This is a genomic window from Arenibacter flavimaris (genome assembly GCF_030291335.1).
Classification (GTDB): domain Bacteria; phylum Bacteroidota; class Bacteroidia; order Flavobacteriales; family Flavobacteriaceae; genus Arenibacter.
Window position 1 is genome coordinate 65,678 of sequence record NZ_JASWIM010000004.1, and the last position, 12,730, is coordinate 78,407.

The following is a 12,730-nucleotide window of genomic DNA, read 5'->3' on the forward strand; positions in this document are numbered from 1 at the left end:
GGCCAGTCACAATAAAACATCATGGTTTATTCAATAAAGGCCATTTTAGGATGAATTTTTATTAAACAAAGGTATAAATATTTAATGATTTAGTAATAATAAAAGATTTCTTCTAAATTAGAATTTTCAACTTATTTCAAATTTATTGTGTTGTTTTGTGATGATTAAGACCTAACCGTTACCTGTTAGTTTTATTTGGCTTACTTGTTGAAATATCCGTTTATAATTAAAATCAATATCTGCTTCTGAAGTTTGCATATTTTGATGGGGTATTTCTCTTTTGATAGAATCATGGGCAAACCTAATTTTTTTATCCTTCCCATCGGCAAAAGCAACAAACTCGCCCTGTTTCAATCGGAAAAAAACATCAGCCCTCCGTTTGGAAACTTCCCGTTCACCTTTGGTGATACGGCTCTCAAAACTCAGCCCGCTACTTTTACTGATGCTCTTGGTCGGCGTTTTGATAATCTCAAAGAAACGTTCGTAGTACTTGGCCGTATCGGGGTCGTTCACCTTCCCGAAAAACTGATAGGACAGGTTGCTCAAAATAGCCTTGCTTGCCTTTTCACCATAAAGCAGGTCATTCTGGATTTTGTCCTGCATCACATAAACAGTACAGATATCATAGCTTCTAAGCGTTGCGGGAATACGGTGCATATTGGGCAGTTTGAGGGTCGGGGCCTCTTCCATCAACAAAAAGGAAAAGTTACGGTTACGGACGCTCATTTGTTTGATGATGGTATGCATTATCATGGCGATGACCGGGGAATAGGCCGTATCATATTTCGGATGGTTGACCAAAGAAATCACCGCTGGATTTTTGGGATTGTTAACGTCAAGGGGCACTTCATCTTTTGAAAGCACATAGAACAGCTTTTGCGAACTGATTTTTTTAAAGGCATTGGAGAGTGTACTTTTTACCCCGGCGGTCTGCTTTTCTGATTCGATACCGTTGATAAAGGCACTGGCCATGTTCCAAGAAGTAAAATCCGATTTCAGGAAGGCTACCAGTTTCTTGCTGCCCATGGTCTGGTACAGGGCAATGATATGGGGCAGGGTGCATAAATCGGGATAGCCGGTCTTCATTTTCCAGATAAGTCCCGCCAAGAGACCCTCTACGGCATCGGAAAAGAACTTGTTGCTCCCCGTATTTTCCGAAAGGTTCTGTTCCAAGAGGTTTTCCATAAGCACCCGGGACACCTCATTGACACTTTCTTCATTGGGCAAGTATCTTGGGGCAATCGGGTTGACCCGATACTGGATGCGGTCGAAGGCTATGGTATAGAACTTTATATTTTTTTCCTTGAAAAGTGGATAGGCAATCTCGGTGAGTTCAAAATCCTTATAATCGTGGATGACCCCAGAGAAAGCACATTTGCTGAAATGCCTTAAAAAATTATAGATGACACTCTCCGTTTTTCCACTACCTGCCGAACCGATGATGGAAACCCCTCTACGGACATTGTCAATTTTGAACCTGCCATTTTTCAGCTTGAAACGTACCCTGTACTTTTTATCGGTCGAGTTTTTTCCTTCCGCATAGAACAGCCCATAGAGTATCGTGCCTACGAACAAAACAGGTACGATAATATAAAAGGCGATATGTTCCCACTGCCAGTTCATATCCCGATGGAGCCTGATTCGATGGCCTTGCCAATGCCTTTTTTCAGTTGGTTGATGGCCTTGATGGTGAGCTGGAGCTTATTCGTAGGGATGTTCAACAAGGTGGTATTTACCCCAGACCTTTGAAGCAATTTAAAGGCCACGGCCTTTTCGTTGGTAGGCAGTTTGGTTATCAGGGAAAAGTACAGTTTGGGGTCTTTTAAAAAAGTCTTGCGGGCGGTATAGCTCTCTACATAATTACGTTTGAACTTGAACATGGTGTCAAATGTCTTTTCGGAATTTTTGATAAAGGAATCCCTATCAAAGCCTCGTTTTACGGACTTGCCGTGCATTTCCACTTCGGAGGCTCTGTGCTTGCTCCCAGGGGAAAGGCTGTATCGGTTGTTGGCATCCTTTCGGCTGACGATGATATGTACGTGGCTCTGCGGTCCCGGTTTGGCCATTCCCCGAACAATGCGTTTACCGTTCAATTGGTACGGCGCCGCTACCTCAAATTTTTGGATTTCCTTGTTTAGTTTACGGATATTGCCCGCTTGCTGTCCTGCCTCAATAACACGTATCTGTTGCTTTAACTCCAATATCCGTGTGGCATAGGGTTGGTTCTCCCGGATTTCCTTGTCGGTTCCCTTGAACGTGCGCTGCCGTTCCACCTTCGCATAGTACCTAATATCATCAACGGTAACGGGCCTACCGTCAATTTCCCTATGGAACGCTTTGGCGTATTCCTTCATGGCTTCCCTTGTATAGCGTTTGAGTGCTTCGGGGGAATCCTGTATGGCTTTCAGTTCACGTCCGCTCGGGTTCAGGGTAATGGAATAGAACTTGGGTTCGGTCTTTTTCAGCTTGGCGGTGTTCCCGTCGATTTCCCTGATGACCTCTTCTGCGGATATTTCCTCCCCATATTGACTAAAAAAGAGTTCCTGTTCTTCTACGATCTTGCCCTCGTTCTCCTTTTCCAGATAGTCCACAAAATTGGAGGCACTTTGGGCATAGTTGCCTTCAGTTTTTTGTGCTGTGATGGTGATGTACATCCTATAATCCCTTTTTAAGTTTTTCAAATTCATCCTTGCCCATATCCAGTCTAAAATACCCTTTGCCGAACGTTCCTTTTACATAATCCATTCGTTCCATTACATCCTGCATACGGTTTTTATACCGACCGAGCTGTTGCCGCATTTCCTCATAGCGGTTTTGGTAATGCTCCAGTTCCCTGTCCCTGCTAAAAGGTTCCGGTGTTCCGAAATCAAAGCTTTCTTCCTTTTCTTGGTCCTCCACTTGGGACATTTCCTGAAACAAGGTGTCCAACATGACCTTAGTGGGCAGGGTCTGTTGCTTTTCGATGTTCTTCAGGATGGCAATCACGGCATTGATACGTTTGTTGGTCCGGTTGTTCTTGATCCCCAGGTCATCGTTGGGAGAAAGGTCGTTCCGTTCAAAAAAGTCCATGACGGCCTCCAGGGTACGTGTATGGGAATCCGACACCAGACGGGAAAATGCCCGAAAGCGTACGGCCGTTTTCTTTTTGATGCTGATTGCCGAAAACCGATATTTTTGATAGTTACCTTCTTCCATTTTACTGTAAAAAATCGCCTGTTTATGGGCGGTCTGGCTGCATTTACTGTAAAAGCCCTTGTTAATCAATTACTTATATGTTTTTAAGGTTATGATTTACAGTATTTTACAGGCAAATAGATAGCCGTAACACCGCTGTGCGTGTTACCCTCTTGCTTCTCCAAATTTCGTCCCTGCGGGACCAAAATTTTCCGAACAACCTGAATAAAAAGTCAGTTGCTTTTTATGTTACATTTCTATGGATTTGGTCATTCAAGGAAAGTCAAATCACCCATCCCGATAGCTATCGGGACGGGATTGGTAATGACCAAAAAAATGTTGTTGTCCAACGCTTTAAAGATACGATTTTCAACTTGTTGGGCATAAAAAAAGCCCATCATAATAAATGGGCTTACTTGGTTCAATTTGATGCGTCAGATTTTAAAATTATACCTGTAATTGTATAGATTTCGTATCGCTTCTTCTTCCAATAGGGTTTTGTGATTTTTAAAGTGTTCCCTAGCGTAGTTCCTTAATTGTTCCCCGAACCGCTTTTCGATGTCTTTTTTTGACATCGATAACAATCTTTGTTGAGTTTCGTCATCGAGGTTGTTATAATTTAAATGAATCATAGCTTCTTTTTGAAGGTTATAACAATCCGTTATCGGCAAAACTGTAATACTCCCCATTGGGCGTGATAATCAAATGGTCGAGTACCCTCACGTCAAAAAGTTGCGCTGCCCGTTTAATTTTATCGGTCAACTTTTTGTCCGCTTCACTGGGTTCGGTCTTATAACTTGGGTGGTTGTGGGCAAGTAAAATTCCAACGGAAAGGGTTTTTAGTACTATGGCGAACAGGATGCGCACATCTACCAAAGTACCCGTAATGCCCCCGGTCGATAATGGATAGACCCCTTTGACCTTGTTGGAGTTGTTCAACAATAGGATTTTAAAGGTTTCCTGTAATCCAATGGTATTCTTGTCCCAAGTGTCAAAAAGCAATTTTGCTGCATGCTCTGAACTTTTGATAGGATCGGATTTTAAAGTTGCCATCTTTTCTCGGTAACTTATCTGTATTTCGTTAACTTTACTCTTCATTGTTATTCTGATTAAGATTGATAATGAAAAGAGGGCACACACTAATTGAAAACTGGTTTTAGTGCCCTCTTTGTTTTTTCTACTTGTTGCCCATCAATAGGATTTCATCGGCTACAACTTCGGTAACATAGCGTTGGTTGACATCGTCCATAGTGTAGGTTCGGGTCTTTAACTTGCCCACGATGCCGATTTCCTTGCCCTTATCGACAAACTTTTCGATGATGTCGGCAACCTTGCCCCAAGCGACAACTGTGTGCCAATTGGTGTCGGTCTGTTTTCCGCCCTTGCCGTCCTTGTAATACTCATTGGTCGCCAATGACAGACGGGCTACTTTTTTGCCACTTTCAAGGTTCGTAACGGTCGGTTCCTGCCCTACGTTCCCGATCAACTGTACATGATTTTTAATACTGCTCATAACTAAATATTTAAAAGATTAATAATTCCCTTTTCCATTCAATCGTGATTAAATTTTAAGGGGTGTTTGTTTGATTTCTTGCGTGCATGGCACTAATGGATAAAGTGGGTTTTGTCAAGACTTTTAGGGAACAAATCAGGAGTGTCTGAGACGTAGCAATCCGCCTTTTCGGCGGATTCAAGGAAGTAGAAACCTTATTTTTCACTGAAACCTGCTATGGTCTTGACAAGTTCCATAAGAGTATTAGCAATTCTTCCAAAAGCCGTCCACAAGGGAGCGTACAGGCAGTTAAGCGAGTGTAGGGGATGGAATTTGGATTGGAATTGGTTATACTGTGCCCGTTTTTCGATGCCCCGAAAAACGACAAAGGCTTTATCCATTATAAACCCCTTAAAATGTACAGGACAGAGCTAGGTTTTTAAGGATTATCGAGCAAAGGCCCAAGTAGGCTTTGCCGATAATCCTGTGAAGAAAACCGAAGCTTTGGCTTTCCGATTTTCAAGAAGCGGACTCAATTTCACTATGGACTCGGGAAAAAAGTGCTCATCCATAAATCTATTAGAAGGGTTTAGTAAATGAAAATCCAAAAAAAGGAATTTAAGATATTTGCTTAATCTTTATTCCGGATGAGCCATAGAACAACACAATGGTCTCCTATAACCAACCGATTCGAATCCGCAATAATTACGGCTACAATGTTGCACAGCGTTTTTCTGTTTAAAATCTGTATCCAATTCTCAAATTCCCTGAAGTATCAAAAATTGAATTACAACTTCTGAGCCGACAAGAAAAAAGCCCTGTAAAAGGGCTCATATTAATCGGTTCTATGGCCAGTCAGGGGCCTGTGCAACGGTTACCATCTTTGTTTTACACATTTTTTATTTTATACAAATCTCCATTTAGGTACTTTAAACCCGAATCGCAAATCACAGTTACAATGGTTTTCCCTTTTCCAATTAGCTTTGCTCTTTGTAGGGCTGCCCAAACGTTTGAACCAGATGTGATTCCTCCAAATATACCTTCTAGTCTTGCTAACTTTCTGGCAGTCTCGTAAGCGTCTTCATCTTTTACTGAAATTATCTCGTCAGCCAAATCCATTCTGCATATCTCTGGAATGAATCCGGCTCCCATTCCCTCAAGTCTATGTGTTCCACTTGTATCTCCGCCGGTCAAAGTTCTCACATTGTACGGTTCTATTGGAATACATCTAATTCCAGGGATTTCCTTTTTAAATATTTCTGAATTTCCCGAAAAACAACCGCCTGTTCCCACACCAGTTATAAACTCATCTATGTTTGTCCCCAAAACAGACATTATCTCATGTGCCATTTTATGGTATGCATTTCGGTTATCAACATTTTTAAATTGGTCGGTATAGAAAGTGTTAGGCTGTTTTGCTATCTCTCTGACTTTTTTAATAGCATTATCAATTACTTTGGCTGTAATTTTTCCATTCTCACTTGGAACCAAATCTAGTTTGGCCCCAAAAGCCCTCATTGTTTGCAACTTCTCTTCCGCAAAGGCATCCGATGAAACAAAATGAGCTTTATAGCCTTTTGCAGAACATATCATTGCCAAAGAACTACCAGTACTTCCACCAGTATAATCCACTACCGTTCCTCCTGCCTTTAACTCACCTCTTTTCTCAGCGCCTTCAATCATTGAAAGAGCCATTCTGTCTTTCATGCTTCCAGTAGGGTTTGCCCCTTCAAATTTTACATAAACATCAGCACTATCTGAGTCTGTTAGATATTTCAATTTTATAAGTGGTGTATTTCCTATTCCCTCCATTTAATTCTTTTCATAATTGTTGTTAACGGCACGGTTTTGTTTATAGTAGTGTGGCATTAGAAGTGCTTCGCTTTCGGATTGACCTTTATGTTTGTTAATATTCAATTCGTTCAATTTTTGCACTTTAGCCCACATTACACCTGCACAATGTTAGCGGGTCGTGGTTTTCCTTTTATTGGTCATTATGTGAGTTAACCCCTTGTTTCTTAAGTTTTTCAAGATGTTCCTTCATTGCTCTAACTTGTTCTGCCGGATGTCCTCGCCAAATTGTAATCTCTCCAACAACTCTAAATGGCTCTCTTGAACGATAGGACTTTGTTGGATTTCCAGGAAACTTTTTATCTGTTAAATCTGGGTCGTCTTCAATCTCACCTATTGGTTCCACTAAATAAATTCTTTCCTGTCCATCACCTAAGGCAAGTTCTGCTCCCCAAATAGCTGCATCTAAGGTTGCGGATAAGAAATTGTATTTTGCCTTTCTTCGTTGCCCAAAGTTTGAGTTGAAACCTGCTTCAATGAGGTCGCCAATTTTTAAATCGGCTTTTGTTCCGTGAAAATAAGTTTGAGCAAAAGCTGTTGCGCCTTGTTCGTTTATTTTTTCATCATTGCTTTTCATAGCTAATGTACTATATATCTATTGATTACAGGTATCTTTAGTTGGTTTGCTATTTCTTATTTTCAAACTCTTTTTTCCTAAACTTCAAAATTCTTTTTATTAAATCTATGGGCAAAGGCTTGTCAAGAGGAAGTTGAATAGCTGACTTTGAAACCTTATAATCCTTCAATTCCACTTCAAATTTTTTCAGCATTGCTTCGCTCCAAGGACTTGATATAGTCAAGTGCTTTGAAAATGCACAATAGTAAATTAAGTGATATTTATCGCCTAATTTGAAAGCAGGGATTTGATAGCTGATAACCTCTTGTGATTCAGGTGCAACCTCGTGCACTAATTCACGAATGGTTTGCATTCTTTTGAGAGTGTCGCCTGCAAAAACTCGGTGATACTCGTCAATTGTTTTGTAGTCTGTCTTAGCCATTTGTTTTAATTTTTGAGTTATATATGTACGAAATTGTAAGTATGCCACCGATTACTACTGGAGTTAAAATGTAGCCGATATTCCCATCCACTACAATGTGGCTGATTACAGCAAATATCAGGTTGAATGTCAAACCTGCATAAGCCCATTCTCTCAATTTGTTTGGTAATTTTGGTAACATTATCGCTGTTGCTCCTAAGACTTTGCAGATAATTAATGCGTAAGCGAAATAGTCAGGATAACCTAAAGGTTTTGTCCCGGCATTAATATATTCGGGTGCAAACAGTAAGGTACTTAACGGCATCAACCCTTCCCATAAAAAGATGATACTTGTTGTAATCCAAAAAATAATTCTGTTTTTCTTCATTTTATACTTTATTTAAGTCATGAATTAGTTTCACTAGGAAATTTACTCATGTCCATATAGAAGACTTCCCAAGTGTGTCCATCTAAATCTTCAATGGTTCGCTGTTGCATAAATCCATAGTCACGCATTTCATTTGGTTCGGTTCCTCCTGAATTAAGTCCATTGGTAACCATTTTGTTCATGTTGTCTATGCTGTCAACAGACAGTGAAAAAAGTCCTGCTAAATTCGACTTTGTATCTGCAATGGGCTTGGTTGCAAACGATTTAAACTTTTCATGCGTCAAAATCATTACAAAAATATTATCACTCCAAACCATGCATTTTCCTGAGTCGTCAGAAAATTGAGGATTAACTGTAAATCCCAATGCGGCGTAAAAATCCATTGATTTTTGAAGGTCTTTTACGGCAAGATTGATAAATACTTGTTTCATTTTTTATAGGTTTTAATTGTTAAACATGTTGTGTGTATCTTTCATTAATTTGATTGACTTTTCAAAGAAGTCTTGAATAATCTTTCTTTCATCTCTTGAAAATGTTGCAATTAGTTTTTCCGTTTCTTCTTGAAAATCTTTGTAATACGGCTCAAACAGCTTCATTATTTTTTCTTTGAATGGAACGATAAATACTTTCCGCCTATCAGTTGCGTCAAATTCTCTTTTCACAAGTTTTTTTGTTTCAAATCTGTCTATTAGACCTGTAACTGCACCAGTTGTTAATCCTGATAGTTTGGCTAGTTCACCAGCAGTCAATTTGCCTTTTTGCAGGAAAAACCCAAGATATTTATGGTCTGTCGCTGAAAACCCTACTGATTTAGCAATAGTTTCATGCATTTGAAGTGAAGCAAACGTGTATTGCTGCCCAGCTTTTCTTAACTCTATTACTGAATTCGTCCCCATATATATAACTTATTTGATAAGTATTTTAGTTGCAAAGATAAATAATATTTCTGCATTTGTCTTTAAAAAATAATTTACTGTCGCTTGAAGTGTCTATGTGGTGTTACAGTGCCAGATAACGGATAGTGTGTGAAAATTAGGCGGTTAAGGGGTGCGTAACTTTCAGTTAGGTATAAACTACTGTTTTCTACCAAAGTTGAACTCAACAACAAATCGCCTATTTTATATGATATTAGCGGTTGTTTTTCTTCTACGTTTAATTTTTATTTCTCTTTAAAGTCTCAAATGATGATTTCAAATATTTCTTTATAGAATCAAACAACTCTTTTGAAGGTTTAACAACACAGACCCAGTTCATAGAACCATAGGTAGGGTGGGGCAATAGCGTGTCCTCTTTTGTAAAATCTATTCCCACATCCATATAGGATTCAAGCCCTTTTCTATGAGTAAGGTTTCCAAATTTTGATTTAAAAATTTCTTTGTCCATACAAAAATTTAAACGATAAAAACCCTCTCTATCAAGGTTTGACACAGAGTCATACTCATCATCTTTGGTAAGTATTGTAACAAAAGGAAGTTTGTCGTTACTAGGATGCATGAAGAACAAATTGCCATCAGCAGATGAGAGCTTTATATTTTCAAAATTGTCGAGTATGTAGGTTTGAATTTCTTCTACTTCCATAATTAATATTTTTTTACAAATTTCAAATTATAAGTTTACTTTCACAAGTAGTTACCAATATGTATAGTAGTGACCAAAATTAAAGTAATGAAGTAATATGCAGGTTAATCAAGAAAAAAATAATGAAAAATTATTGGAATGTCCTTTTCAAGAAGCGATGGATTTGATTTCAGGTAAATGGACGATGACCGTAATAAATACTTTAATGGCCGGTAAATTGAGATTCAAAGAACTGGAACGGGCAATAGAAGGGATTAATACCAGAATGTTGGTTAAAACCCTTAAAGAACTTGAATCAAGAAAAATTGTTAACAGAAAGGCTTACGCAACGGTTCCTCCAACTGTGGAATATTCTCTAACAAAAAAAGGCATGACTTTACTGCCGGTAATCAAAGAAATTCAGAATTGGGCCATAAATAATATGTGAATTCTTCAGGAATAACCCTAACGGTTGCAGCCTTACTGTTTTTGTAGCCTTCCCCTCCCAACGAAGTAGGGTGCTATTAGAAAATCAAAACAAGGATTACCTCGCAGATATAAGTGGTCTCAAGCACTTTTCTAGTTAATAAACTGTGGAGGTATGAATAAAAAGAAAAACCTGCTCTTTTGGAGCAGGCTTTCACATTTAATGAACTTTTAAGATTAAAGTTCGAGTTGTACAATTTCTTGTTCAATTTCGGCCTTACGCTGTTCCAAAGTAGACTGTAAATGCGTAGTGACCAACTTTATCAGATTGGAGTTGGTGGTCTTGAACTCCAAGTTTCTGGAATCCCGAATGTGGAAAGAACACGAACCATCCTGATTATAATTGAACTTTGTAAGCTCGTTCAAGGTTTCGGTCAACCGTTCACGTTGCGTGGCCAACCCACGTAGTTTCTCGAACTTTTGGATGCGGTCGTCCAAGTTGATAACCGGCTTTTCAGGTGCTACTGTTTTTCCAATGGACTCATTGGTCAACTTGTTCTGTACTTCCTTTTTAACGGTCGCAGTTTGTCTTTTTGCTACTCCGTTCGACTTTGCTTTTGTTTCCATGATAATGAAATTTTTAGTTAAACAATATTTGAGGGCACCGAATTCATCAATTTTAAACTCAAATTCAAATAAAATTTGTGTAACTAAAAAGTTACGTATATATTTGCGTAACCAAAAAGTTACATAAATATGACACAGGACATTAAGCAAACCTACTTTTTCCCAAATTCGGTCGAAAACGTTTGGGAATACCTGACAAATCCAGAATTATTAGAAAAATGGCTTATGCCAACTAATTTTAAACCTGTCCTAAATCACGAATTTTCTTTCAGAACAAATCCACTACCCCAATTCAATTGTGATGGGATTTTTCATTGCAAAGTTTTAGAAATAACCCCTATGAAAAAGCTAATTTATTCTTGGAATGCAGGTTCGGGAGATGGAACTTTCAACCTAAAATCAGTCGTGGAGTGGACTTTGATTAAAAAAGAAAGCGGAACAGAATTACAATTAATACATAGAGGGTTTACAGGCGAAAATCTTGCAATTTATACGGCAATGATAGATGGTTGGGGAAAAAATATTCAGAAAATCATCAATCATTTAAACAATCAATAGGTCAAATGAGTTTTCAACAAGTTGATACATTTAGCGCCATTGCAGATAGCAACCGAAGACAAATTTTACTACTACTTTCAACCGAAAGTCAGAGTATAAATTCTTTAGCGGAAAACTTTGAAATAAGTCGTCCTGCAATTTCAAAACATATAAAACTTTTGGAATTAAGTGGCTTCATAACCATTGAAAATATTGGCAGGGAAAGACATTGCAAACTAAAACAGGATGGATTTATTGAGCTTCAAAATTGGTTGAGTTTCTTTGATAACTTTTGGAAAAACAAACTGAACAGATTAGATACGTTAATGAACAAAAATCAGTAAAATGAACACAGGAAATTATACAACAACAATCGTTGTGAAGCAAAAACCAAATTCTGTTTTTCAAGCAATCAAAAATTTTCGTGATTGGTGGTCTGAAGATATTGAAGGAAATACGGATAGATTGGGCGAAACCTTTCTCTACCACTTTAAGGACATTCATTTGTGCAAAATAAAACTTATAGAAGAAGTTCCGAACGAGAAATTGGTATACAAAATCATTGACAATCATTTTAGTTTTACGAAAGACAAAGCCGAATGGGTTGACACAAAACTAATCTTTGAAATTGATGAAAACAGTAAGCAGACAAAAATCAAATTCACTCACGATGGACTGACACCAAAGGACGAATGTTTTGAGGTTTGCAATGACGCCTGGGGTAATTACATCAACAAAAGTCTGTACAATTTAATCTCAACAGGAAAAGGCGAACCAAACCCAAAAGAAAAAGACGGATTTAACGCAGACATAGTTAAAAAATGGAAACTGAAATAAAAACAACTACCGCTAACTTAAGATGTATAACCGCAACTATGGCGGATTCGACTTCGTCCGAATCCACTCGGAATTACTTGAATTATGTGCCTTGTTTGAAATTTTTCACTTAATATAGCCGTAACTGACGGTTATACTAGACCATTGTGACATGCGAGAAAATAATAAAGATTGACATTATAAAATGAGTATAATAGAACTAGTAAAGATTAAAAGACTTGAAGAAACCAACTTGACAGAATTTGTTGAACTTGTCAAATTATTTGAATATGTGTTCGAGATGACAGATTTTTCAATTCCCGACTCAAAGCATCTTCAAAGCCTTCTTAATCGTACCAACTTTGATGTTTTTGTTGCTTTACATGATAACAAAGTTGTGGGTGGTTTAACAACATACGTTTTGGATCAATATTATTCAGAAAAACCTCTCGCATACATTTATGACTTGGCAGTGGACAAAAATCTTCAAAGAAACGGAATCGGTAAGAAACTCATAGCAGAAGTAAATAAATTCTATAAAGAGAAAGGATTTGAAGAAGTATTTGTGCAAGCCGATAAGATTGATGATTATGCGATTGATTTTTATAGAAAAACTAATCCTACAAGAGAAGAGCAAGTGGTTCACTTCTATTATACGTTGAACAAATAAGATTAAAAAGCACAAAAGCACAATCTAGTAGACGGCTCCGCTCCTAAATAGGTACGGAGTTCGCCTCTCAAATATTTATATTCACGAAGTCCTATAGTAAAAATAACAATGCACTGAGTTCTTATACTTTAACCTACGGAAGCTGAAAAGTTATAACGAAAGTGCTATCGGCCGATTTCAATAAAGGTTTGCCCAAAGCTAGTTTTTAAGGTGAC

General features: G+C 38.2%; 19 protein-coding genes. 5 read left to right on the plus strand and 14 right to left on the minus strand.

The window, feature by feature from the left end:
* Positions 1-171 precede the first annotated feature (171 nt).
* From QSE00_RS04885 to QSE00_RS04945, 13 genes are all read right to left on the minus strand, one after another.
* Complete coding sequence (locus tag QSE00_RS04885) at positions 172-1,623, minus strand: type IV secretory system conjugative DNA transfer family protein (protein WP_286105077.1); 1,452 nt, start codon at positions 1,621-1,623, stop codon at positions 172-174.
* Positions 1,620-2,654: a MobB family relaxase gene (gene mobB, locus QSE00_RS04890; protein ID WP_286105078.1), complete on the minus strand. Its 1,035-nt coding sequence runs from the start codon at positions 2,652-2,654 to the stop codon at positions 1,620-1,622. The genes QSE00_RS04885 and mobB overlap by 4 nt, the downstream gene beginning before the upstream one ends.
* Before the next feature lies 1 nt (position 2,655).
* Positions 2,656-3,264 carry a BfmA/BtgA family mobilization protein gene (locus QSE00_RS04895; RefSeq protein ID WP_286105079.1) on the minus strand — a complete coding sequence of 203 codons (609 nt, stop codon included), beginning with the start codon at positions 3,262-3,264 and terminating at the stop codon, positions 2,656-2,658.
* A gap of 344 nt (positions 3,265-3,608) precedes the next feature.
* On the minus strand, positions 3,609-3,806 hold the full coding sequence (locus tag QSE00_RS04900; RefSeq protein ID WP_286105081.1) for a hypothetical protein: 198 nt from the start codon (positions 3,804-3,806) through the stop codon (positions 3,609-3,611).
* A gap of 16 nt (positions 3,807-3,822) precedes the next feature.
* A complete protein-coding gene (locus QSE00_RS04905) occupies positions 3,823-4,272 on the minus strand; it encodes a JAB domain-containing protein (RefSeq protein WP_286105082.1) in 450 nt (149 codons plus the stop codon).
* 79 nt (positions 4,273-4,351) lie between these two features.
* Positions 4,352-4,687, minus strand: a complete 336-nt coding sequence (locus QSE00_RS04910; protein ID WP_286105083.1) for a single-stranded DNA-binding protein — start codon at positions 4,685-4,687, stop codon at positions 4,352-4,354.
* 867 nt (positions 4,688-5,554) lie between these two features.
* Complete coding sequence (locus tag QSE00_RS04915) at positions 5,555-6,478, minus strand: PLP-dependent cysteine synthase family protein (protein WP_286105084.1); 924 nt, start codon at positions 6,476-6,478, stop codon at positions 5,555-5,557.
* Between the two features lie 172 nt (positions 6,479-6,650).
* The gene (gene arr, locus QSE00_RS04920) at positions 6,651-7,094 is read right to left on the minus strand and encodes an NAD(+)--rifampin ADP-ribosyltransferase (RefSeq protein WP_286105085.1); all 444 of its coding nucleotides are present in this window, start codon (positions 7,092-7,094) and stop codon (positions 6,651-6,653) included.
* 49 nt (positions 7,095-7,143) lie between these two features.
* Positions 7,144-7,515 carry an iron chaperone gene (locus tag QSE00_RS04925; RefSeq protein ID WP_286105086.1) on the minus strand — a complete coding sequence of 124 codons (372 nt, stop codon included), beginning with the start codon at positions 7,513-7,515 and terminating at the stop codon, positions 7,144-7,146.
* The gene (locus QSE00_RS04930; protein ID WP_286105087.1) at positions 7,508-7,882 is read right to left on the minus strand and encodes a DoxX family protein; all 375 of its coding nucleotides are present in this window, start codon (positions 7,880-7,882) and stop codon (positions 7,508-7,510) included. The genes QSE00_RS04925 and QSE00_RS04930 overlap by 8 nt, the downstream gene beginning before the upstream one ends.
* A gap of 17 nt (positions 7,883-7,899) precedes the next feature.
* Positions 7,900-8,313 (minus strand): VOC family protein, encoded by a 414-nt coding sequence (locus QSE00_RS04935; RefSeq protein WP_286105088.1) that lies wholly within the window; start codon positions 8,311-8,313, stop codon positions 7,900-7,902.
* Positions 8,314-8,325: 12 nt separating this feature from the next.
* A complete protein-coding gene (locus QSE00_RS04940) occupies positions 8,326-8,778 on the minus strand; it encodes a MarR family winged helix-turn-helix transcriptional regulator (RefSeq protein ID WP_286105089.1) in 453 nt (150 codons plus the stop codon).
* Between the two features lie 256 nt (positions 8,779-9,034).
* Complete coding sequence (locus QSE00_RS04945) at positions 9,035-9,460, minus strand: DUF6194 family protein (protein ID WP_286105090.1); 426 nt, start codon at positions 9,458-9,460, stop codon at positions 9,035-9,037.
* 97 nt (positions 9,461-9,557) lie between these two features.
* Between QSE00_RS04945 and QSE00_RS04950 the strand changes: the two genes are divergently transcribed.
* The gene (locus QSE00_RS04950; protein WP_286105091.1) at positions 9,558-9,887 is read left to right on the plus strand and encodes a winged helix-turn-helix transcriptional regulator; all 330 of its coding nucleotides are present in this window, start codon (positions 9,558-9,560) and stop codon (positions 9,885-9,887) included.
* 215 nt (positions 9,888-10,102) lie between these two features.
* Here QSE00_RS04950 and QSE00_RS04955 read toward each other — a convergent pair whose 3' ends face one another.
* Entirely contained in the window at positions 10,103-10,492 is a 390-nt protein-coding gene (locus QSE00_RS04955; RefSeq protein WP_286105093.1) for a hypothetical protein, read from the minus strand.
* A 129-nt stretch (positions 10,493-10,621) separates the two neighbouring features.
* Between QSE00_RS04955 and QSE00_RS04960 the strand changes: the two genes are divergently transcribed.
* The 4 genes from QSE00_RS04960 to QSE00_RS04975 all read left to right on the plus strand — a co-directional run bounded on the left by QSE00_RS04960 (position 10,622) and on the right by QSE00_RS04975 (position 12,515).
* Positions 10,622-11,050 carry an SRPBCC family protein gene (locus QSE00_RS04960; RefSeq protein WP_286105094.1) on the plus strand — a complete coding sequence of 143 codons (429 nt, stop codon included), beginning with the start codon at positions 10,622-10,624 and terminating at the stop codon, positions 11,048-11,050.
* A gap of 5 nt (positions 11,051-11,055) precedes the next feature.
* A complete protein-coding gene (locus QSE00_RS04965; protein WP_286105095.1) occupies positions 11,056-11,373 on the plus strand; it encodes an ArsR/SmtB family transcription factor in 318 nt (105 codons plus the stop codon).
* 1 nt (position 11,374) lies between these two features.
* Positions 11,375-11,866 (plus strand): SRPBCC domain-containing protein, encoded by a 492-nt coding sequence (locus tag QSE00_RS04970; protein WP_286105096.1) that lies wholly within the window; start codon positions 11,375-11,377, stop codon positions 11,864-11,866.
* 184 nt (positions 11,867-12,050) lie between these two features.
* Positions 12,051-12,515 (plus strand): GNAT family N-acetyltransferase, encoded by a 465-nt coding sequence (locus QSE00_RS04975; protein WP_286105097.1) that lies wholly within the window; start codon positions 12,051-12,053, stop codon positions 12,513-12,515.
* Positions 12,516-12,730: the final 215 nt, after the last annotated feature.